This window comes from Bacteroides oleiciplenus YIT 12058, assembly GCF_000315485.1.
Lineage (GTDB): Bacteria > Bacteroidota > Bacteroidia > Bacteroidales > Bacteroidaceae > Bacteroides > Bacteroides oleiciplenus.
Genome location: NZ_JH992940.1, coordinates 1,566,142 through 1,588,315, shown reverse-complemented (window position 1 = coordinate 1,588,315; position 22,174 = coordinate 1,566,142). Strand labels below are relative to the sequence as shown.

Below are 22,174 nucleotides of genomic sequence, written 5' to 3'. Positions count from 1 at the left end.
TCAATAGTAACTAAGATAATATGAAAATAGCAATAGTTGGTACTGGCTATGTTGGCTTGGTGACAGGTACCTGTTTCTCAGAGATGGGCATTGACGTGACTTGTGTGGATGTGCAGGAAAGTAAGATAGAAAATCTGAAGAAAGGCATTATTCCCATTTATGAGCCGGGCTTGGAGGATATGGTGCATCGCAATTATACTGCTGGTCGTCTGAAATTTACGACAGACTTGAAGGAATGTCTGGATGAAGTGGAAGTTGTATTCAGTGCGGTCGGTACTCCTCCTGATGAGGATGGCAGTGCTGATTTGAAATATGTGTTGGAGGTTGCGCGTACCATTGGGCGTAATATGAATAAGTATGTGCTGGTTGTGACTAAGAGTACGGTTCCGGTGGGTACTGCACAAAAGGTAAAGTCGGCCATTCAGGAAGAACTTGATAAGCGTAATGTAAAGATCGAATTTGATGTGGCTTCCAATCCTGAGTTCCTGAAAGAAGGTGATGCAGTGGATGATTTCATGAAGCCTGACCGTGTGGTGGTAGGTGTGGAATCGGAAAAGGCCAAGGCTATTATGGAACGTCTTTACAAGCCTTTTATGATGAATAATTATCGGCTGATATTTACTGATATTCCGAGTGCGGAAATGATAAAGTATGCTGCTAATTCTATGCTGGCTACACGGATTAGCTTTATGAATGATATTGCTAACCTCTGTGAATTGGTTGGTGCTGATGTGAATATGGTTCGTAAAGGTATTGGTGCGGATAGTCGTATTGGCAGTAAGTTTCTGTATCCCGGTTGTGGATATGGTGGCTCTTGTTTTCCGAAGGATGTGAAGGCATTGATAAAGACTGCTGAAAAGAATGGTTATCCGATGCGTGTGTTGAAAGCTGTGGAAGAGGTGAATGAGAGGCAAAAGAGCATTCTTTTTGAGAAGTTATTGAAGCATTATAATGGGGATTTGAAAGGTAAACAGATTGCTTTATGGGGTTTGGCTTTCAAGCCTGAAACGGATGATATGAGAGAGGCTCCGGCGTTGGTGTTGATTGATAAGTTGATAGGGGCTGGCGCAAACGTGAAGGTTTATGATCCGATTGCGATGGATGAATGTAGACGTAGGATAGGGGATAAGGTTGTTTATGCTACGGATATGTATGATGCGGTGTTGGATGCGGATGCGTTGTTGCTGGTGACGGAGTGGAAGGAGTTTAGGATGCCGAGTTGGGGGGTAGTGAAGAAGACGATGAAAAAGGCTGTGGTAGTTGATGGAAGAAATATATATGAGAAGAAAGAACTGATAGAGGCGGGGATAGAATATAGTTGTATAGGAAAATGAAAAATAGAACCTATGAAAGTTTCAGATGCTAAAGTTATTGATTTGCCTAAATTCTTAGATAAGCGAGGTAACCTGTCTTTTGCAGAAGAATTTAGGCAGATATCTTTTGAAAGGTAGCAACGGAGATTTTAGGAAATTACTAATTGATAATTTTCATGAAGCGGTATGTGGAAATCGATGATTGGGAAGAGGGGATACTTGTAGATATTTGTGTTGAGAGGTGTACGTTGTGCTTGGAACATTTAGCTAATATGGAATAATTTAAGCGATGTCTATTAATAGAAGATCGGTATTTTCATCTTTTATTTGGAAGTTTTTAGAACGATCTAGCGTGCAGGTAGTATCTTTCGTAGTTACTATTGTTTTAGCAAGATTGTTGACTCCAGAAGATTACGGCAGCATTGCTTTGGTTTTAGTATTTACAAATTTGGCTGCTGTGTTTGTTGAAGGAGGGTTAAACAGTGCTTTGATTCAGAAGAAAGATTGTGATGCAGTAGATTATTCAACAATATTGTATTTCAGCCTATTTGTTTCATTTATTGCGTATTTAATTTTGTTCTTTTCTGCAACAGCTTTAGCTAATTATTATGATAGACCAGAATTGTGCCCAGTGATGAGGGTAATTGGTGTAAGCCTTTTTTTTAATGCCGTCAATTCTGTGCAAAATGCTTATTTGTCGAAAAATCTTCTTTTTAAACTGCTTTTTAAAAGCAGTTTTCTAGGTGTGTGTATGTCCGCTTTTGTTGGTATATCAATGGCATACTTAGGTTGTGGGGTATGGGCGCTTGTTGCACAGCATGTCGTTTCGTCTTTTTCAATTATGATGGTTATGTGGTTTACAGTAAAGTGGAGGCCTGTATTATCTTTTTCTGGTGAAAGATTTAAGGTACTCTTTAATTTTGGATGGAAAATCTTTATTTCTAATTTTACTATAGCATTATTTGACAATATACGGAGTTTGATAATAGGAAAAATGTATACCCCCAGTTTATTGGCATTCTTTGACAAAGGAAGGCAATTTCCTTCATTAATTATGAATAATATTAATTCATCCATTCAATCTGTAATGTTTCCTGTCCTGTCTATTGAACAAGATAATCAAGAAGCGGTCAAGTCAATGATGCGTCGCTCTACGAAAGTAAGTTCATATGTTATTTTTCCTTTATTAGTTGGAATGATAGTTATTGCAAAACCTATGATTATTCTGTTAATGACAGAAAAGTGGATAGATGCTGTTCCATTCATTCAAATCTTTTGTGTTGCTTTTATGTTAATGCCTATTCAAAATGTGAATTTGGTAGCTATAAAAGCTTTAGGGTATAGTGATATAAGTTTAAAATTGGAATTGTATAAAAAAGGGGTAGGCACTATAATATTAATTATAAGTATTTTCTTGGGAATTTATGCTATTGCTTGGGGGATAGTTGTGTATAATTTCATATGTATAATTATTAATTTGTATCCATGCAGAAAGCTATTAAATTATAGTTATAGAGAACAGATTTTAGATGTATTGCCTTCATTGGCTATATCATTGGTTATGGGAGTTGCTATATATGGTTTTAGTTGTTTTACTCTAAATTCCATTACATATTTGAGCTTGGAAATTATTTGCGGAGCAATAGTGTATCTCTTTCTTTCAAAAATATTCAAGCTGGAACCATTTCTATATTTATTAGAATTATCTATTAGCGAAAAAGAAAGAAGGGGTAAGTAACAATTACAATATGAAAACTAAGAATATTTATATATATGGTGTGAGTGATTCAGACAATATTGGCGATAATGTAATATGTGATACATTTACCTCAATTGTTAAAGAACTTAATCCCAATTCGAGAGTACAACTAAGAAGTATCACTTTTGAACCTTTTATCTATTGTTATCTGCGGAAGCTTTTTAAAATAACAGGTATGGCTGACTGGTTATTGATGTTATTAAATAAATGGAGAGGACTTTATAATTGTCTATGGGGTAAAGATAAATCTTTAGTAATTTTTGCAGGCGGTCAATTATTCTATGAATGTTTTATTAGTAACATCTCAAGCATAGTGAAAGTTGCTGAAGAAAAAGGGTGTGATGTGAGTTTTTATGGTTGCGGCTCTGGAGTAATGTCATTAGATAAACAAAAACAATTATCTATGATTCTAGGCAATAAAGCGATTAGTCATATATTTCTAAGGGATGATTATATTGGATTACGAGAAGAATTTTCTAAGATAAAAATTGTTCCAGATGTTGCGATTTGTTGTGATAAATTAGTGAAAGGAGTCGGCGGAGAAAAGTATAATTTAGTTGGTGTTGGGACAATTTCTATACATAATTACAATAAACAAAACACTATCCAAATCACGCAAGAGCAATATTGCAGATATATTTCAGACCTCATTAATATTGTGAGAAAATTAGGATATAAAGTTGAAATATTTACTAATGGTAATAAAAGAGATTACGAAGTAGCAAATATTATTTATAGTAGTTATCTCTCAGATAATGAAGTGCAAATAGCAAAATGCCCAAGTACATCCCAAGATTTAATATCCTTAATTTCTCGATATGATTATACCATTGCATCAAGGCTTCACGCTTTGATTATTTCTTATGCTTTTAATGTTCCGTTCTATGGGCTAAGTTGGGATTTGAAAATTCCTTCTTTTTGTAATATGATAGGTGTTCCCAATAATTTTTCAGATATAGGTGAATTTGATGTATCAAAGATGATAAATGTCTTTACAACAAAATATGATGAAAAAGAGAGAATGAGACTCAGAGAAGAGGTAGTAAAAAATATTCAAATAATTACATTGTAAGATGAAAACTGTAATGCTCGTTTTCGGTACTCGTCCCGAAGCGATTAAGATGTGTCCTTTGGTGAAAGAATTTCAAAAGTACACAGAAGATTTTAAGACCATAGTTTGTGTAACCGGACAACACAGAGAGATGCTTGATCAGGTTCTCAGAATTTTTGAAGTGAAACCTAATTACGACTTAAATATCATGAAGCAGGGGCAGGACCTTTATGATGTGACAGCTCGTGTACTTACTGGAATGCGTGATATATTGAAAGAGGTAAAACCTGATGTAGTTCTTGTTCATGGTGATACCACCACTTCTACAGCCGCTGCACTTGCGGCATTCTATCAGCAGATTCCTGTGGGACATGTAGAAGCAGGTCTTCGCACTCATAATATTTATAGTCCGTGGCCAGAGGAAATGAATCGTCAGATTACAGGTCGTATCGCTACATATAACTTCTCTCCGACACCGCTTTCTGAAAACAATCTCAAAGATGAGAAAGTTATGGGCAAGATCTATGTGACTGGTAACACAGTAATTGATGCTCTCTATAAGGTAATAGAGAAGTTTAAGACTGACACAGACTTGAATGATGAACAGAAGGGAATTTTGCGGGAAGCTGGTTACGATGTGGAACGTTTGACAAATGGTAGGAAGCTTGTTCTTATCACGGGGCATCGTAGAGAGAATTTTGGTGATGGCTTTATTAATATGTGCTCTGCCATTAAAGACCTTACTCGGAAATATCCGGATGTAGATTTTGTGTATCCAATGCACTTGAATCCCAATGTTCGTAAACCAATTCATGAGGTGTTTGGTCAAAATTTGGAGAATTTTAGCAACATGTTCTTTGTAGAGCCGTTGGAGTACTTGAGCTTCGTGTATTTGATGGAGAAATCTGCTATTGTTCTTACTGATTCGGGTGGTATTCAAGAAGAAGCTCCAGGGTTAGGAAAACCTGTATTGGTAATGCGAAACACTACAGAACGTCCCGAAGCACTCTCATCAGGAACCGTTCATTTAGTAGGTACAGACTACAAAAAAATTATGAATGAAGTTAGTACTCTCATTGACGATCCCATTGTATATGATAGCATGAGTAAGGCTGTTAACCCCTACGGGGATGGATTAGCTTGTAGTAGGATAGTTGAAACATTTAAATCGTAAATTTCATCCTATAATAAAGCATTTTTCCTATAACTTGAATATTTGGTGTTATATATAACATGTCTGGGGGATACTTTTTAATTTTCGCTATCACTTGTTTAAAAAATATTTATGTGAATGTTGCTAGCCTGCCCTCTATTAAGGTTATATATTTACCTAATAAGTGCTAATGATAATTATATCTAATAGCAAAGACAGATGATTTATCTATCATAGTAAGAAAAATATTATGACATATTTAAAGAAGAAAAATTCTATCCCTTTAATTTTGTTATGTATATTGTCGTCAATAACAGTATTTGCTCCAGTCCCGGATTCTGCTTCTTTTAGAGATGTTATAATAGTATTCATTCCTATAATTTTGTATTGTATATTACAAAAAAAATGTTTGGTTAAAAGTTTATATATATATATATTATTAAGTTTTGAAGCAATTTTAGCATCTGCATTTTCGATATATGCGGAATTTGAAAGAACTGTATTAACCTATTTTCTATTTGCTTTATTAACTGTACTTTTCGCAAGTATAAAATTTTCCAGGTTTCAACTGCATTCATTTATAAAGTATTATAAGTTCCTATCTATATTGTGTTCTTCTCTGATAATACTAAGTTGGTTTTATGGAGTGGAGCATGGGTGGAATCGCTATTCAATTGGTATTATTGGAATAGAAAGAAATCCCAACTACATAAATGCAGTATTGTTATTAGCAATAGCTTTTATTTTACATGAATTTATATGCTCTCCAAAAAATAAAGTGATATTGGTTGGGGAAATATTCTATCTCATGTTTGCCTGTGCATTAACAGGAACAAGGGCTGCAGTTCTTACTGCTTGTATTGCAGTTGTATTTGCTTTTTTATATCGAATTGTGAAGGATCTGAAATTTTATTATTTAATAGTTGGAGGTATGCTTGTTTTGCTAATAGGTATAATAGTAATAAATTATGTTCCTGAAGAGATTTCAGCAAGATTCATGGGAGAAGATTCTTTTGAGGATAAAACACGGATGATTATGTGGACTTCTAATTTTATTCCGTTTATGGATCACTGGTTTTGGGGTATGGGGATTGGAGCTACAACTATATACACGTCTCATTTAGGCTTGAAGGTTGACAATATGCATAATGTTATGTTACAATTTTTATATGAGCAAGGTGTCGTGGGCTTAGTCTTGTTTTTCTTAATAATAAAATCTATTTTAAAGAGAATTGATAAAATGGATGTTTTGCTGTTTCTCCTGATGTTTATAACACTTTATATTCCGATATGTTTTCAAAATGGTCTGGTCGGTTTAACCTTCTGGTGGCCGCTTATTATTCTTGAGATATTTTCACGTACTAGCACTAAGGAATCATTATCAATATATGAAACCTGATATTTCTATAGTAATGAGTATTTATAATGAGTCAAAGTTTGAAATAGAATTAGCTATAAATTCTATACTTTCTCAAAGTTTCTCGAATTATGAATTTATTATTGTAAATGATAATTGTAGAAGGTCTTTAAATAAAGAAATTCTTGATAGTTATGCTTCTTTGGATAGACGAATTGAAGTTATTCATAATATACATAATGCTGGTCTTGCAGAATCATTAAACACAGCTATCAGAAGATCAAAGGGTAAATATATCGCTCGAATGGATGCCGATGATATCAGTATGCCAGAGAGACTTCAGAAACAATATGATGTGATTTGCCAAAAACAATATGATGTAGTTTGTACAAGATTTTCTCGTATAGGTGAAGATGATAGAGAAAAGACCTCTGAAAGTAAGGACTCTTCATTCTTTTCAAGTTACCAGTTAGAGCATGATTTACCTATCACTTCTCATATTCATCATCCTACTGTTATGATGACAAGGGAGATTGTAGAAAGAGTTGGATTGTACAGGGGGTTTAGAAGATCTCAGGATTTTGATTTGTGGTTGAGAATCTTATATGCCAAAGGGAAATTTTATATGATAGATGAAGTATTATTGCTTTATCGAATTAGAAGTTCGAGTATTTCTTCAGTTCAGAAAGTCAAACAAAAGTATACATTAGAATATATAAGGAAATTATATATTGAAAGGTTGCTAAATGGGACGGATTCTTTTTCAAATGAACGATATAACAACTTTCTACTTTCAATGATTTATGATGAATCCAAAATGGACATACTTATTAGGAAAGGAGATGCAATATTAGATTCTGCAAATGAGTATATTCAAAAAAAAAAGCTGAAGGGATACTTTAAAAAGATATATGTATTCATTAGTAATCCAGTGTATCGACATATTTATTTTAGCCTAATTGTTGATTCGTTTAAAATTTGGATTCTAAACAAAATAAAATGATGTCAAATTTATGAGTAAAAAATTATATATTCTTTGTCAAAGATATTATGATGAAGATAAGAGAAATATATCAATAGGTGGCATTCAAACTTACATATTAAATTTGCTTGATGTCGCAAAATATGTTGGAGTTTCTGTTTCTATTATACAATATGCAAAGAGTAATTTCATTTTAGATTATGCAGATGGCATTAGAATAATAGGTGTGGATGTATCTAAAACAAAAAGTGTTAGTATAAAGAATAGAAGATTGTATAAGGTATTTCTTGAATATGCTACAATTGAGGATGTGTTATTATATGCTACAGAAGCTATAGCTCTACAAAAGAGTAAATGTTATTCTATTGCTATACAACATGGAATAAGTTGGGATATAGAATCACAAGAACAATGCTCAAGATTCTCTAATATATGTAATATTTTTAGGAAATCACTTGAGGCTATCTTGCTAACATATTATATAAAAAATGTAGATAAAGTTATTGCGGTTGATTATAACTATTTGAACTGGTATAGAACGCAAATCAAACACAAGGAAGCAGAGATAAAAGTTATTCCTAATTTTACGAAAATTCCTGCTAAAAATAAAAAAATAAAGATTGATGAAAGTGTTACAATTTTGTTTGCAAGGCGCCTGCAGCCATATAGGGGTACTAGACTTTTTGCGGAAGCAATTCGAAATATTTTGATTAAATATGATAATTTGAATGTTGTTATTGCTGGAGAGGGGCCTGATGAGGAATATTTGAAAGCTATGTTTGCGGATAATGCTCATGTTACTTTTATTAAATATCATGTATCAGAATCATTAGAGATACATAAAGACGTTGATATCGCTGTCATCCCAACAGTAGGTTCAGAAGGTACTTCTTTTTCTTTGTTGGAAGCTATGGCTTCGTATTGTGCTGTCATATGTACAAATGTTGGAGGGATGACTAATATTATTATTAATGGATATAATGGTATAATGATCAATCCATCAGTGAAAGAGTTGACCAATGCATTAGATTTGCTAGTTAGTGATGAAGCAACTAGGTTGTACTTAGCCAATAATGCTTATGATGTTGCTAAAAAGTCATTTTCTTATGATAGATGGAAGGATTCTTGGATTTCTATACTTCAAAATGCCTTTAATATTTAGTATTATAAATAAAATTGCAAAAAATATAACTACTCGTTTTATTATGATGTTATGTGATATTTTTGATAAGACAAAGAGCAAGATTAATCAGTGGTTACGTGAATATATTTTATACAATAGAGTCCTAAAAAGCAATATACGGGAAGGTAAAAGTGTGATATGTAATAATTGTACAGGAGCTATGATGCTCCATGACTTAGGATTTCGCTTTGACACTCCTACAGTTAATCTTTGGATGAATACTACGGATTATATGCTGTTTGTAAAATCGTTGCCTAATATTCTATTTGATAAGATTGAAGAGATTACGACACCTAATGATAAATACCCCGTGGGGCTATTAGCAGGAAAAGTTAAACTGAATTTTATGCACTATAGCACTTTTGATGAGGCTGTGAGATGTTGGCGTAGAAGATCCCAAAGAGTTAATCTGGATAATGTGTATCTAATTTGTGTTGATACTGGAGACGATGGAAAAAGGTTGGATTTGTCAGAGTTTGAAATGCTGCAATATGAAAAGAAAGTGGCTTTTACACGCAAAACTTATGATGAATACTTGTCATCATATAGAATAAAGGGATTTGATGAGAGTCAAATAATGAGGATTACTGATTTTTCTGGATGGACAGGGCATAGGTATTATGATCAATTTGATTTTCGTAACTTCTTCTTGTAGTTATAATTTTTAAATAGGAATTACAATGAAAATAAATTTCATATTAAGTTCACTTAATGATAGTCATTTTTTAAAGCGAGTTCAAGAGTTTATAGACCATGGATATGATGTAAAGGTTTTTGGCTTTCGTAGAAAAGGTTTACCTTCTCCAAATGTATTGTTTCCTATGCAAGAGTTAGGTGAGATAGCTTGTGGAAATTATTTAGGAAGACTTGTACTTTTCAGAAGAACCATCAAACAAATAGCAGAAAAGAGGTTAGAAGGTCTCTTTTTTTATAGTAGTCTTGATATTGCTTTATTTGCAACAAGGTATATTAAATCTCCTTATATTTATGAGGTTTGTGATTTGACGGAACTGAGAATCCCAAACTTACTAGTAAGAAATTGGCTTTTAATTCAAAATAAACGAGTTATAAAACACTCATTGCAAACTATTATTACTTCTGAAGGGTATATTGATTTTTTTAAGTCTATAAAAGGAGATAAATTTTCATTGATTCCGAACAAGGTTTCTGCTTACTGTCCTCAATCACTTCCGCGAGAAAGACGATTTGACAAACATAAGATTAACATCGGTTTTGTTGGTGTTATTCGCTTTCAGACGATTTACAATTTTATAAAAATAGCAGCAGGTAAAACTAATATCATTATGCATCTTTTTGGATTTTATGCAGAAGGTGATCTTGCTTCAGAAGATATGAAAAAGATTGTAGAAATTAATGACAATGTGATATTTCATGGCCCATTCAAAAACCCAGAAACTTTGCCTGCGATTTACAAGCAATTAGATATAGTTCTTTGTGCCTATCCTCCAACTCCAGGGATAATTTATGCAGAACCCAATAAACTATATGAAGCTATTTATTTCAGATGTCCGATTATTGTCAGTAAGGGTACATTTTTGGGAAGAAAGGTGGCACAACTGAATGTTGGTTATGTAATTGATGCTATGGATGAAAAAGACATAGAACAATACATTTCTTCTATCAATGAAGAAGATTATAATCAGAAAGTTGAATCTTGTGAGAAAATACCTCAAAGTGAATGCTTAAATATGAATGATGGGTTCTTTGAAAAGTTAAGAACGTTATATTAATCTTTGTAGGTATAGAACTATTGTAATTTTGATATAAATGGATGTATTTTGTTATCTATGTGGAGATTAGGAAACAACATTTTTTGCATTATTTCAGAAAATAGAGGCTATTTTGAATGGCGACTTGACTATTTGAATGGACTTTTATGGAACGACGAAAATCACAAAAAGCGATTGTAAATAGAAAGCAAATCACGATTGAGAAATATGATGAGCTATCCATCTACTAATATAAAATTGTTAGCAGTTTTTTCCAGACGTTAATTATTGACATAATAATAGTTTGCTATGTTTCATCCTACATTAAGTAAATCTGGTCGATTTTTCTTTTGGCCTTTGATTAAGTTTACAGAGTTCATGGGAAACCATTTTCCTGAGACCCTTCTGAGAATTCGTTATAGGTATGTTTTTAAAAAAAAACTTAATTTGAATACTCCACAGGATTTGAACGAGAAGATACTATGGGCAAAGTTGTATGCTGACTCTACTTGTTGGACGCTACTTGCTGATAAATATAGAGTTAGAGAATATATTATGGACTTAGGGCTCACGGATATTTTAGTACCTCTTTATGCTGTATGGTACAAGGTTTCAGATGTCAATTTTGATGTACTCCCCGAAACTTTCATTATTAAAGCCAACAATGGAGATGGAAAAGGGACAAATAAGATTATTAAGAAATCTGAACTGACTGAGGATAGGAAGAACGGAGTACTGAAAATGATAGATAGATGGCTGCATAGAAAAAATATCGGTGCTTTGCATGCTGAACCTCATTATAAAAATATGGTACCTTGTGTGATTGCTGAAGAACTTCTTCCTTTAGATTTAGACTCTTCTTCTCTTACTGACTATAAAATATGGTGTTTCAATGGAAAGGCATATTATATTTGGGTGTGTAATGATAGATGTGACGGTGGTAATAGTGCCCACGTAATGACCTACGATTTGGATTGGAAGGCTCATCCTGAGTTTTCTATCTTCAATTCGGATTATTTAGAGGGGGAGATTGTTCCTAAACCGCAGAATTTTGATAGAATGATTGAAGTTGCAGAAAAACTTTCAACAGGATTTCCTGAACTTAGAGTAGATCTTTATAATGTAAATGGTAAAATTTACTTTGGAGAACTTACCTTTACTTCCCAAGGTGGTTTCATGGATTTTTATACGCCGGAATTTAACAAGAAGTTAGGTTCTAAATTTAGTATCGAAGATTTTCCTCGTAAGAAATAATATGCAAGACTACGGATTAGTATCGATTATTACCCCCACGTGGGCTTGTGCCGGTTTAATTTGTGAAACTATAAAAAGTGTTCAAGCACAGACTTATACGGATTGGGAATTATTGATTCAAGATGATTGCTCAATAGATGGAACGGACAAAGTAGTCGCTCCATTGGCGGAGTTAGATTCTCGTATCAAGTACGCCTGTAATCAAGGAAATAGTGGTGCTGCCATAACTCGTAATAATGCACTTCGTAGAGCGAAAGGAAGGTGGATTGCATTTTTGGATAGCGATGACTTATGGCTACCGGAAAAATTAGAGAAGCAGTTAAAGTTTATGGTGGAGAACGGGCATGCATTCACTTATCATGAATATACGGAAATGTATGAGGACGGAAAAGATATTGGAGTGTATGTAAGTGGTATCAGAAAGGTAAATGTATTCGATATGTTTGTTTGCTGTTGGCCAGGGTGTCTGACTGTAATGTATGATGTGGAGAAGGTAGGACTGATACAGATTAAGAATGTGCAGAAAAATAATGATACGGCAATGTGGCTGAAAGTTGTAAGAAAAGCTCCGTGTTATTTACTGCAGGAAAACTTAGCTCGCTATCGTAGACGCAAGGGAAGTATCACTTCCCCAAGCTTAAGTAAACGAATTTTGGCACACTATCCACTGTTCCGTGTGGCTTCAGAGATGAATCCTGCTACTGCAACTTTTTGGACGTTGATGAATGTTTTGGGTAGCGGTTTTAAGAAGGTTTTTTATGTAAAGAAATACAACGTTAAATAATAAGTAAGTGCTTCAACGTAGAATCTTATGTGCAACCTTCAATCATTATACTTTTACCTAATAATTTATTGATTATGTGCAGTAATAGTAATTAAAAAATTTAGTTCTTCTACAGGACAAGGGATCATCTTAAGGCTTTCGTGTTATACTTTTATGCGAATTATAGTGTGTTCTAATATATTCAGTTTAATGCTTAAGCTTGTAAAGTTTAGAAGATAATTATTTTGGCTCAGCTCAGGTTGCAATTTATCTCAGTCGGATGACTTTGTTGATGGTGAAGCTTAAATAAATAGTAGTGTTTTTTCTTATTATAGATGATTTTACAAAAGTAAAAGAAATTGTTATAAAAGAATGAAGAAAATTATTAATAACCGCTTCGTGATAAATAATGCTCTTCATTATATCTAGTTCACTTACGTCTTCTTGTTTTTGATGTTTATAATTGCGTTTATACTATTTCTTTGTTATTGAAAAGACTTTTATATAAAAATGTGTGTTTTTTACTTAATATATTACTTTACTTAGATCATGAAAATTCCATTTTCGCCCCCTTATATTGACGAGGCGGTTATCAACGAAGTAGTTGATTCGTTACGTTCCGGCTGGATTACTTCCGGTCCTAAAGTAAAAGCATTGGAAGAAGAAATCAAAGTCTTTTCTAATGCAAAAGAAGTGCTTTGTGTAAACTCATGGACTTCGGGAGCTATTATGATGCTCCGTTGGCTGGGAGTGACGGCAGAAGATGAAGTAATCGTGCCGGCATATACATATAGCGCTACAGCCTTGGCAGTGCTTCATGCAGGTGCAAAACCTGTCATGGTAGATTCTGGGGAAGATTTTAATATTTCTGTAGAAGCTATCCGTAAAGCAATTACGCCCAAGACTAAAGCAATTATTCCGGTAGATATTGCGGGTTTTCCTTGTGATTATGACCGTATCATGAAACTTGTTAATGAGCCGGAAATACGGAATCTATTTCATGCAACTTCGCCAACGCAGGAGAAATTAGGACGCATTCTTGTAATGAATGATGCTGCCCACTCTTTGGGCGCTTATTATAGTAAGAACCAGCGTACAGGATGTGAAACAGATATTGCCATCTTTTCTCTTCATGCTGTAAAGAATGTGACGACTGCGGAAGGAGGAGCTATCTGCTTGAATCTGCCTGAACCATTTGATAATGCGGAACTTTATAAAGAACTCCGTATGATGAGCCTGAATTGCCAGACTAAGGATGCTTTTTCTAAATCAAAAGCCGGTGGGTGGCGTTATGACATCGTTGGTCTGGGAATGAAAATAAATATGGCTGATGTAAATGCGGCTATCGGTCTGGCTCAGATACGGGAATATCCGGAACTGCTGAAAGAGCGTAAAAGAGTGTTCAACACTTATTCGAAAGGATTTGCGGATTGTGATTGGGCTGTTCTGCCACCCTCTGTAGACGGGGAAAAGGAGAGTTCATACCACATCTATGCGTTGCGTATCAAGGGATTTACAGAAGAACAGCGTGATCGTATGATTGATGAGATAGCCAAAAGTGAAGTTGCTGTGAATGTTCATTTTATTCCGATGCCGATGCTCTCTTTCTTTAACTCATTAGGGTATGATATAAAGAACTATCCGCAAGCTTATGAGAATTTTAAGGGAGAGATTTCCTTGCCTATTTATCCGCAACTGGATGTGGAACAACTAGCCTTCATTATTAAGACCGTAAAGGCTGCATATGATAAAGTGATCGGTGATAAATGATGATTCGCTTTTTTGATATACTTTTCTCCTTTTTAGGAATCCTGTTCCTGTCTCCTGTTTTCTTGTTTTTGTATATTGCTATTCGTCTTGAAAGTAAAGGCGGTGGCTTTTATAAGCAATTGCGTGTCGGACTTAATGGTAAGGATTTTTATGTCTATAAATTTCGTTCGATGCGTATTGGGGCAGATAAGCAAGGTTTGATAACGGTAGGTGGGCGCGATTCTCGAATTACCCGTATTGGCTACTTTATCCGCAAATATAAGTTGGATGAATTGCCTCAGTTATTTAATGTCCTGAAAGGGGATATGAGTTTGGTGGGTCCTCGTCCGGAAGTTCGAAAGTATGTAGATTTATATACGGAAGCACAGAGGAAGGTGCTGTCCGTACGCCCTGGTATTACCGATTATGCATCTATAGAATATGTAGATGAGAATACTATATTAGGACAGGCTGAGGATGCAGATAAAGCATATGTAGAGCTGATACTTCCGGATAAGATACGCTACAATATGAAATATATTGAGCATCGGTCAGTCACGGAATATTTTAAGATTATATTTCTGACTATATGGAGTATTGTTCGTTGATAAGACGTGCCATTAAGATAATGAGATGGCTATTTGTTCCACATTATGTCTGGAAGAAATAACTATAATGATATTGCAGTGAAAAGGTCGAAGCTATGAGTTTCGACCTTTTCTCTTTTTATTCTTTAAGCACCGACGGCTGTGATAACCTCAAACTACTCACAATCGCCGCTATCAGTGCGAACACACTTCCTGTAATCAAACATACCTCCGTACTCTTACTTCCCACCACCCAACTAAATAGAAGAGCCACAAGAGTCGTCCCCAAAGTCTGTCCCATTAACCGTGCCATACCTAACATTCCACTGGCTCCACCCGAACGCTTCGTAGGTGCAGACGCGATAATAGTGCTGTTATTGGGTGTCTGGAAAAGCCCGAAACCAATGCCGCAGACGGCCAATCGCAGACAAATACTAAGGATGGACGATTCTGCATCCAACGTAGAGAGCGAATAAAGTCCGATGCAAAATATTCCCATACCGATGCTCCCCAGTATGCCCGGATGGATACGCTCCACCAGATAACCGGCAGCCGGTGCTGCAAATAGCGTAGCAAGAGGCCAGGGAGTCAGTAACAATCCGGTCATTACTTCACTATGTCCCAAAGTATTTTGCAAAAAGAAGGGTAATGAAATCATCGCCAGCATCTGTGCTGTGAACGAACAGATGGAGGTTAATATCGAAAGTCTGAATATGGGGATTCTCAGTAAATCCAATGGAAGTAGTGGGGATGCCTGACCTAATTGACGGCGTACATAATATGTACCGACAACAATTAATATCACTAATTGAATAATCAGATAATCATACCGCTCGTGATGGGCAAAACCATCCAGTGTATAAATCAGTAATCCGAAAGTAATAGCATTGGCAATGGCGCTGATGATGTCGAATTTCCGTTTGGAGAGTTCTTCCCGTCGGGGCAGATATTTGATACCTAATACCAATGCAATGATACCTAACGGCAGATTGATAGCAAACAGCCAATGCCAGGAAGCTATCGACAAAATACCGCTGGCAACGGATGGTCCTGCCGCAGCCGAAATAGCAACTACCATCGCATTGATTCCCATGCCCCGTCCAATCTGTTTTTTAGGATAAATAAGGCGTAACTGAGCCGTATTCACGCTCGTTATGGCCGACGCACTGAATCCCTGGAAAACGCGGGCAACTGTCAGTGTCCAGAAAGAGTCGGAAAGTGCGCACATTAGAGACGTTACGCAAAAACAGGCGATACCGGAGAGAAATATTTTGCGATATCCGAATATCTCACCCAAAGCGGAAAATGAAAGTAGAGACACGACGATTGCTAATTGATAACCATTGACAATCCACGTGATTACAGAAGGGGAAGTGCCGAAGTCGTGTGAAAGGGTAGGGAGGATTACGGTGCTGATGTTAATGTCGAGTACTGACATGCAGAGAGCAAAGCCAACAGCAACTACAGCCCATATACGCCGTGGAAATGGTAATCCGTCTGTTTCCTCTATTTTCTGAGATTTTCCATCTTGAATCATATAAATTATTTTATCTGCGAACTAAACAAAATGTCTAATCCGGTGTTCGGAAATGTGCATAAAAATAAGTTTTTTTAGAAATTGTCTCGTCGGAAAGTAACGTGGAGAAGAAACTTCTTTGTACCTTTGTGCCCGTCAATACTAAAATCAATAATAAATATAAGGAATTTATGGGAGGATTTTTCGGGACAGTCTCCAAAGCGAGCTGTGTGACGGACTTATTTTACGGTACAGATTATAATTCACATTTAGGAACTAAGAGGGGCGGGCTTGCCACGTATGATGCAGAAGAAGACATGTTTGCCCGATCCATTCACAATCTGGAAAGCACGTATTTCCGAACCAAGTTTGAAGACGAACTGGACAAATTCAAAGGAAACGCAGGCATAGGAATCATCAGTGACACGGACCCTCAACCTATCATTATCAACTCCCACCTCGGACGCTTCGCCATCGCTACGGTAGCCAAAATAGTAAATCTGGAAGAAATAGAAGCGGAACTACTCTCTCAAAACATGCACTTCGCCGAACTCAGTTCCGGCAATACCAATCAAACTGAACTTATCTCATTACTTATTATACAAGGCAGAAACTTTGTAGAAGGTATAGAAAATGTTTTCCACCGTGTCAAAGGGTCTTGTTCTATGCTGTTGTTGTTGGAAGATGGTAGCATTATTGCAGCCCGTGATAAATGGGGGCGTACTCCAATCGTCATCGGACGGAAAAACGGTGCATATGCTGCAACCAGCGAATCAAGCAGTTTTCCGAATCTGGATTATGAAATAGACCGTTATCTCGGTCCGGGTGAAATTGTTCGCTTGACTGCTGATGGGGTGGAACAACTGAGGAAACCAGAGGAGAAAATGCAGATTTGCTCGTTCCTGTGGGTGTATTACGGTTTCCCTACTTCTTGCTATGAAGGTCGCAATGTGGAAGATGTGCGTTTTACCAGTGGTTTGAAGATGGGGCAACGGGATGATTCCGAGGTAGATTGTGCCTGTGGCATTCCCGATTCCGGTGTAGGTATGGCACTGGGATATGCCGAAGGAAAAGGGGTGCCTTATCATCGTGCTATTTCTAAATATACGCCGACATGGCCGCGTAGCTTTACTCCCAGCAAGCAGGAAATGCGCTCGTTGGTGGCAAAGATGAAACTGATACCGAACCGCGCTATGCTGGAAGGCAAGCGGGTGTTGTTCTGCGATGACTCGATTGTGCGTGGTACGCAGCTTCGTGATAATGTGAAAGTGCTATATGAATATGGTGCAAAAGAAGTACATATTCGTATTGCTTGTCCTCCGTTGATTTATGCATGTCCGTTTGTTGGCTTTACGGCTTCCAAGAGTCCGCTGGAACTGATTACCCGGCGTATTATTGAAGAATTGGAAGGAGATGCGGATAAGAATCTGGAAAAGTATGCCACCACCGGTTCTCCGGAATATGAGAAGATGGTCAGCATCATTGCCGAACGTTTCGGGCTTACTACTCTGAAGTTTAATACACTAGAAACTTTGGTTGAAGCCATTGGGTTGCCTAAATGTAAGGTTTGTACGCATTGTTTTGATGGTAGCAGTTGCTTCTAAGTAACTCCAAATACTAACATTTTGTAAAAAGGGGCGTGAATTGCTTGGCTATTCACGCCCCTTTTTCTACCTTTACGGCAGAACATGATGTGCTGATGTGAACATATTGGCACATTATCACATTAAAACATTATTAATATGGCTTTAGTAGAACGTTTTTTGAAGTATGTAAGCTTTGACACCCAGTCCAGTGAAGAGACTGAGGTGACTCCAAGTACTCCGGGGCAAATGGTATTTGCCAGGTATCTGAAAGAAGAATTAGAATCTTTAGGTCTGGAAGACATAACGTTGGATGAACATGGCTATTTGTTTGCCACACTTCCGGCCAATATTGATAAACCGGTACCTTCCATTGGCTTTATCGCACACATGGATACCAGTCCCGATATGAGTGGCAAGGATGTGTCACCCCGCATCGTTCAAAACTATGACGGTTCGGACATCGTGCTTTGCGAAGAAGAGAAGGTCGTTCTTTCTCCCGAGCAGTTTCCCGAATTATTGGATCATAAAGGTGAAGATCTTATTGTGACAAATGGCAAAACATTGCTGGGGGCAGATGATAAAGCCGGTATCGCAGAGATTGTTTCTGCAATCGTATATCTGAAAGAGCATCCCGAAATCAAGCATGGCAAAATTCGTATCGGCTTTAATCCGGATGAGGAAATCGGATTGGGAGCGCATAAATTTATTGTAGAGAAGTTCGGTTGCGACTGGGCTTATACAATGGATGGCGGTGAAGCCGGTGAATTAGAGTTTGAGAACTTCAATGCAGCGTCTGCCAAGATAACTTTTAAAGGCCGCAACGTGCATCCGGGTTATGCTAAGAATAAGATGATTAATTCTATTCGTGTGGCTAACCGTTTCTGTGCTATGCTACCCGGTCATGAAACGCCGGAGCATACCGAGGGGTATGAAGGTTTCTATCATCTCATCAGCTTTAACGGTGATGTGGAGCAGACTACGGTTGCCTATATCATTCGTGACCATGACCGTGCTCGTTTTGAAACTCGTAAGAAAGAGATGGAACAGTTTGTTCAGAAAATCAATGCTGAATATGGTGAAGGTACTGCCAAGCTTGAGCTTCGCGACCAATACTATAATATGCGTGAGAAGATTGAGCCCGTGATGCATATCATCGATACTGCTTTTGCCGCAATGGAAGCTGTAGGCGTGAAGCCGAACGTAAAACCAATTCGTGGTGGTACGGATGGTGCGCAACTATCTTTTAAGGGTTTGCCCTGTCCCAATATTTTTGCGGGTGGTCTGAACTTCCACGGACGGTATGAGTTCATTCCTATCCAGAACATGGAGAAAGCGATGAACGTTATCGTGAAGATTGCCGAACTTGTTGCTGCTAAATAATAATTCAATACCTTAAAACATGAAAACCACTCCGTTTACTGAAAACCATATCTCGCTGGGTGCTAAGATGCATGAGTTTGCGGGATACAATATGCCGATAGAATATTCCGGTATCATTGATGAACATCTGACAGTTTGTAATGCTGTCGGTGTATTTGATGTGTCCCACATGGGAGAGTTCTGGGTGAAAGGTCCGAATGCGCTGGCTTTTCTTCAGAAAGTGACTTCTAACAATGTAGCTGCCCTGACTCCGGGTAAGGTGCAATACACCTGTTTCCCAAATGAGGATGGCGGCATTGTGGATGACTTGCTGGTCTATCATTATGAGCCGGAGAAATACCTGTTGGTAGTGAACGCCTCGAACATAGAGAAAGACTGGAACTGGTGCGTTTCGCATAATACTGAAGGTGCCGAGCTGGAGAATGCTTCCGAACATATGGCTCAGCTTGCTGTGCAGGGACCGAAAGCCATTCTTGCATTGCAGAAACTGACAAGTATTGATTTATCGTCACTTCCCTATTACACCTTCACTCATGGTGAGTTTGCCGGTGAGAAAGACGTGATTATTTCCAATACAGGCTATACCGGTGCAGGCGGTTTTGAACTTTACTTCTACCCTGAAGCTGCCAGGAAGATTTGGGATGCCGTGTTTGAGGCAGGTGAAGAATTTGGTATAAAGCCAATCGGTCTGGGTGCACGCGATACGCTTCGTTTGGAAATGGGTTTCTGCCTGTACGGTAATGATCTGGATGATACGACATCGCCCATTGAAGCTGGATTAGGTTGGATTACCAAGTTTGTGGAAAATAAGAACTTTACCAATCGCCCGGTATTGGAGAAGCAAAAGACAGAAGGCACTGTCCGTAAGCTGGTAGGTTTTGAAATGGTGGACCGTGGTATTCCGCGTCATGGATACGAATTATTCAGTGCAGATGGTGAAGCTATAGGTGTGGTTACTTCGGGCACCATGTCGCCAACCCGTAAGATTGGCATCGGCATGGGATACGTAAAACCGGAATATAGCAAAGTAGGTACGGAGATTTGTATTGATATGCGCGGGCGTAAGCTGAAAGCTGTGGTGGTTCGTCCGCCATTCCGCAAGTAAATAATAGAATCGTATTAAAGTATAAGGGCATCTGGATTGGTAATCCGGGTGCCCTTGTTATATTCTATAGTCTACTGATTTTGTTTAATAATTGATTTGCCCAATTAATTTCTTTGTTTGCCCACTCTTCGTCTTCTGCTTGCACACCCTGTTTTTGATAGCGGGAAAGCAGACCTAAATATTCTTTCAGTGTACTGGCGGCTTTTGCTTGTTTATTCATGCGCATAAGCAATAGGATTTCCTGTTTATATATGTCGAGATTGGGATTATCTCCTGCCAGTTCTCTGGCTTGCCAAAGCAGGGTAGCACATTCTTCATTCACTTCTTCCGTATTATAAAGCGCCATTTGAGATTTTACCAGGATAATATAATCATGATCTGAAACGAGGTTGTTGTTAATGTTCTTCTGGACTAGCCGTATTGCGTCATCATAGCGCTGGTCTGCCATATTCATGGCAGCATTGAAAGTCACGACATCCGACATGGTCCTGAGGTAAGGACGGCTGCTCTGACTCTCTGCTTCACCAGACTTTTCTATTCGTTTTCTCAGGTTGTCGACACTGCCATACCGGAGCAGGTTATCGCTACGGTTCTGCATACTATAGAATCCGATAATTTTGGCAAGCGCGGAAGATAAACCGTCTGGATTCATTCCTTTGAATGCCAGCAATTCACGGGCAACCCTGTCGGCTGCATATTCCTGATTATTCTTGTATTTCATTCCCAAACGGTTAATCACATTGACATTCAATAGAGCGGCAATACTTCCGATGCTGGCTACGGCACTTACACCTAAAGCAGTGTCGTCATCGTCCCAATATGCAACATCCAGAGCTACTTCGGCCGTAACGGCAAGTACTGTGCCCCAGAATGCTGCTCGTTTGGCACGGCGCTCGGCACGATAAATATTATTAATCTGATGGTCCAATACAAAGTGAGCCATTTCACTGGCAATGACTGCGGCGAGTTCATCTTCCGAATCAAGAGTACAGAGCAAGCCGGTGCTGATGAGCATGGTCCCGTTGGGCAGCATATAAGCATCCGGCTCGGGAGATTGGATGACACGTACATTCAATCGTTCGTTGCGATTAGGATCAATGCCCGTGGCGGTTAGTTTCGCGAAGATATTCTGCACGTATGAGGTGGTGAAGTCGTCTTCATAGCCGATGTCTTCTAACTTGTACAGATAATCCCGACATTCCTCGTCCACTTCCTGGCGTAGTTTAGTGTGGTATCCATATTGATGAAAGTATTCATACAGATGCTGCTTCAGATACATTTGTTGCCAAAACTCCTGATTGGTTTCGGGAGGCAGGAAGGTAACGGTTTTCATGCTTTCCGCTGGAATTGCTATCTGTATACCATTGATTTCGGCTGCATAAAAGATGTCGGAACCGACTTTATCGGTTGCTTTCATTTTTACCACTCTACGAATAACTACTGGAGTACCTGCCGGATAGTTTTCATATGTTTGTTTTAATTCGCCTTTTATGGCAATCTGGCCACTCAAATCGTTTTGTTTGGCAGCAAATCCTGCCGTAGAGAGGACTACAGCAAGGATGGCAAAAGTGATAAAACGTTTCATATTGATTTTTTATGGTTCGCACTATTGATCGGTAATCAAAATTACTGATACAAAAATAGGAAAGAGTTTTCTCTCTTTCCTATTCTTTTCCCTAAGAAGTGATAGGGATTTTCCTATTCCA

At 37.6% G+C, this 22,174-nt stretch carries 18 protein-coding genes and 1 pseudogene; 17 read left to right on the top strand and 2 right to left on the bottom strand.

What is annotated here, in order from left to right; all coding sequences use genetic code 11:
- Positions 1–20: 20 nt before the first annotated feature.
- The 14 genes and pseudogenes from HMPREF9447_RS06870 to HMPREF9447_RS06810 all read left to right on the top strand — a co-directional run bounded on the left by HMPREF9447_RS06870 (position 21) and on the right by HMPREF9447_RS06810 (position 14,902).
- Complete coding sequence (locus HMPREF9447_RS06870; protein WP_009128977.1) at positions 21–1,334, top strand: UDP-glucose dehydrogenase family protein; 1,314 nt, start codon at positions 21–23, stop codon at positions 1,332–1,334.
- A gap of 12 nt (positions 1,335–1,346) precedes the next feature.
- A pseudogene (locus HMPREF9447_RS29030) lies at positions 1,347–1,445 on the top strand (WxcM-like domain-containing protein); the annotation flags it as partial.
- Positions 1,446–1,602: 157 nt separating this feature from the next.
- Complete coding sequence (locus HMPREF9447_RS06865) at positions 1,603–3,051, top strand: lipopolysaccharide biosynthesis protein (RefSeq protein ID WP_009128974.1); 1,449 nt, start codon at positions 1,603–1,605, stop codon at positions 3,049–3,051.
- Positions 3,052–3,061: 10 nt separating this feature from the next.
- Positions 3,062–4,144: a polysaccharide pyruvyl transferase family protein gene (locus HMPREF9447_RS06860; protein WP_009128973.1), complete on the top strand. Its 1,083-nt coding sequence runs from the start codon at positions 3,062–3,064 to the stop codon at positions 4,142–4,144.
- Between the two features lies 1 nt (position 4,145).
- Positions 4,146–5,297 (top strand): non-hydrolyzing UDP-N-acetylglucosamine 2-epimerase, encoded by a 1,152-nt coding sequence (gene wecB, locus HMPREF9447_RS06855; RefSeq protein ID WP_009128972.1) that lies wholly within the window; start codon positions 4,146–4,148, stop codon positions 5,295–5,297.
- A gap of 229 nt (positions 5,298–5,526) precedes the next feature.
- Positions 5,527–6,675, top strand: a complete 1,149-nt coding sequence (locus tag HMPREF9447_RS06850; protein WP_009128971.1) for an O-antigen ligase family protein — start codon at positions 5,527–5,529, stop codon at positions 6,673–6,675.
- The gene (locus tag HMPREF9447_RS06845) at positions 6,665–7,636 is read left to right on the top strand and encodes a glycosyltransferase family 2 protein (RefSeq protein ID WP_009128970.1); all 972 of its coding nucleotides are present in this window, start codon (positions 6,665–6,667) and stop codon (positions 7,634–7,636) included. The genes HMPREF9447_RS06850 and HMPREF9447_RS06845 overlap by 11 nt, the downstream gene beginning before the upstream one ends.
- Positions 7,637–7,646: 10 nt before the next feature.
- Positions 7,647–8,777, top strand: a complete 1,131-nt coding sequence (locus HMPREF9447_RS06840) for a glycosyltransferase family 4 protein (protein WP_009128969.1) — start codon at positions 7,647–7,649, stop codon at positions 8,775–8,777.
- Positions 8,722–9,453 (top strand): DUF1919 domain-containing protein, encoded by a 732-nt coding sequence (locus HMPREF9447_RS06835; RefSeq protein WP_009128968.1) that lies wholly within the window; start codon positions 8,722–8,724, stop codon positions 9,451–9,453. The genes HMPREF9447_RS06840 and HMPREF9447_RS06835 overlap by 56 nt, the downstream gene beginning before the upstream one ends.
- A 25-nt stretch (positions 9,454–9,478) precedes the next feature.
- Positions 9,479–10,549 (top strand): glycosyltransferase, encoded by a 1,071-nt coding sequence (locus HMPREF9447_RS06830; protein WP_009128967.1) that lies wholly within the window; start codon positions 9,479–9,481, stop codon positions 10,547–10,549.
- 288 nt (positions 10,550–10,837) lie between these two features.
- Complete coding sequence (locus HMPREF9447_RS06825; RefSeq protein WP_009128966.1) at positions 10,838–11,782, top strand: ATP-grasp fold amidoligase family protein; 945 nt, start codon at positions 10,838–10,840, stop codon at positions 11,780–11,782.
- Position 11,783: 1 nt separating this feature from the next.
- Positions 11,784–12,566 (top strand): glycosyltransferase family 2 protein, encoded by a 783-nt coding sequence (locus tag HMPREF9447_RS06820; protein WP_009128965.1) that lies wholly within the window; start codon positions 11,784–11,786, stop codon positions 12,564–12,566.
- Between the two features lie 528 nt (positions 12,567–13,094).
- Complete coding sequence (locus HMPREF9447_RS06815) at positions 13,095–14,315, top strand: DegT/DnrJ/EryC1/StrS family aminotransferase (RefSeq protein ID WP_009128964.1); 1,221 nt, start codon at positions 13,095–13,097, stop codon at positions 14,313–14,315.
- Positions 14,315–14,902 (top strand): sugar transferase, encoded by a 588-nt coding sequence (locus HMPREF9447_RS06810; RefSeq protein WP_044137807.1) that lies wholly within the window; start codon positions 14,315–14,317, stop codon positions 14,900–14,902. Before HMPREF9447_RS06815 ends, HMPREF9447_RS06810 begins: the two co-directional genes overlap by 1 nt.
- Positions 14,903–15,020: 118 nt before the next feature.
- Here the strand turns inward: HMPREF9447_RS06810 and HMPREF9447_RS06805 are convergent, their stop codons facing one another.
- A complete protein-coding gene (locus HMPREF9447_RS06805; protein WP_009128962.1) occupies positions 15,021–16,418 on the bottom strand; it encodes an MFS transporter in 1,398 nt (465 codons plus the stop codon).
- A 170-nt stretch (positions 16,419–16,588) separates the two neighbouring features.
- Between HMPREF9447_RS06805 and HMPREF9447_RS06800 the strand changes: the two genes are divergently transcribed.
- The 3 genes from HMPREF9447_RS06800 to gcvT all read left to right on the top strand — a co-directional run bounded on the left by HMPREF9447_RS06800 (position 16,589) and on the right by gcvT (position 20,468).
- Entirely contained in the window at positions 16,589–18,001 is a 1,413-nt protein-coding gene (locus HMPREF9447_RS06800) for an amidophosphoribosyltransferase (RefSeq protein ID WP_009128961.1), read from the top strand.
- A 138-nt stretch (positions 18,002–18,139) separates the two neighbouring features.
- Positions 18,140–19,363: a peptidase T gene (gene pepT / locus HMPREF9447_RS06795; protein ID WP_009128960.1), complete on the top strand. Its 1,224-nt coding sequence runs from the start codon at positions 18,140–18,142 to the stop codon at positions 19,361–19,363.
- Positions 19,364–19,382: 19 nt separating this feature from the next.
- Positions 19,383–20,468, top strand: a complete 1,086-nt coding sequence (gene gcvT, locus HMPREF9447_RS06790) for a glycine cleavage system aminomethyltransferase GcvT (protein ID WP_009128959.1) — start codon at positions 19,383–19,385, stop codon at positions 20,466–20,468.
- Positions 20,469–20,532: 64 nt separating this feature from the next.
- Here the strand turns inward: gcvT and HMPREF9447_RS06785 are convergent, their stop codons facing one another.
- Positions 20,533–22,053 carry a M48 family metallopeptidase gene (locus HMPREF9447_RS06785; protein ID WP_009128958.1) on the bottom strand — a complete coding sequence of 507 codons (1,521 nt, stop codon included), beginning with the start codon at positions 22,051–22,053 and terminating at the stop codon, positions 20,533–20,535.
- Positions 22,054–22,174: the final 121 nt, after the last annotated feature.

Bases quoted from the DNA above. Each gene is read 5' to 3' on its own strand.
- HMPREF9447_RS06870 (WP_009128977.1), top strand. From the start codon at position 21: ATGAAAATAGCAATAGTTGGTACTGGCTATGTTGGCTTGGTGACAGGT.
- HMPREF9447_RS06865 (WP_009128974.1), top strand. From the start codon at position 1,603: ATGTCTATTAATAGAAGATCGGTATTTTCATCTTTTATTTGGAAGTTT.
- HMPREF9447_RS06860 (WP_009128973.1), top strand. From the start codon at position 3,062: ATGAAAACTAAGAATATTTATATATATGGTGTGAGTGATTCAGACAAT.
- wecB (WP_009128972.1), top strand. From the start codon at position 4,146: ATGAAAACTGTAATGCTCGTTTTCGGTACTCGTCCCGAAGCGATTAAG.
- HMPREF9447_RS06850 (WP_009128971.1), top strand. From the start codon at position 5,527: ATGACATATTTAAAGAAGAAAAATTCTATCCCTTTAATTTTGTTATGT.
- HMPREF9447_RS06845 (WP_009128970.1), top strand. From the start codon at position 6,665: ATGAAACCTGATATTTCTATAGTAATGAGTATTTATAATGAGTCAAAG.
- HMPREF9447_RS06840 (WP_009128969.1), top strand. From the start codon at position 7,647: ATGAGTAAAAAATTATATATTCTTTGTCAAAGATATTATGATGAAGAT.
- HMPREF9447_RS06835 (WP_009128968.1), top strand. From the start codon at position 8,722: ATGATAGATGGAAGGATTCTTGGATTTCTATACTTCAAAATGCCTTTA.
- HMPREF9447_RS06830 (WP_009128967.1), top strand. From the start codon at position 9,479: ATGAAAATAAATTTCATATTAAGTTCACTTAATGATAGTCATTTTTTA.
- HMPREF9447_RS06825 (WP_009128966.1), top strand. From the start codon at position 10,838: ATGTTTCATCCTACATTAAGTAAATCTGGTCGATTTTTCTTTTGGCCT.
- HMPREF9447_RS06820 (WP_009128965.1), top strand. From the start codon at position 11,784: ATGCAAGACTACGGATTAGTATCGATTATTACCCCCACGTGGGCTTGT.
- HMPREF9447_RS06815 (WP_009128964.1), top strand. From the start codon at position 13,095: ATGAAAATTCCATTTTCGCCCCCTTATATTGACGAGGCGGTTATCAAC.
- HMPREF9447_RS06810 (WP_044137807.1), top strand. From the start codon at position 14,315: ATGATTCGCTTTTTTGATATACTTTTCTCCTTTTTAGGAATCCTGTTC.
- HMPREF9447_RS06805 (WP_009128962.1), bottom strand. From the start codon at position 16,418: ATGATTCAAGATGGAAAATCTCAGAAAATAGAGGAAACAGACGGATTA.
- HMPREF9447_RS06800 (WP_009128961.1), top strand. From the start codon at position 16,589: ATGGGAGGATTTTTCGGGACAGTCTCCAAAGCGAGCTGTGTGACGGAC.
- pepT (WP_009128960.1), top strand. From the start codon at position 18,140: ATGGCTTTAGTAGAACGTTTTTTGAAGTATGTAAGCTTTGACACCCAG.
- gcvT (WP_009128959.1), top strand. From the start codon at position 19,383: ATGAAAACCACTCCGTTTACTGAAAACCATATCTCGCTGGGTGCTAAG.
- HMPREF9447_RS06785 (WP_009128958.1), bottom strand. From the start codon at position 22,053: ATGAAACGTTTTATCACTTTTGCCATCCTTGCTGTAGTCCTCTCTACG.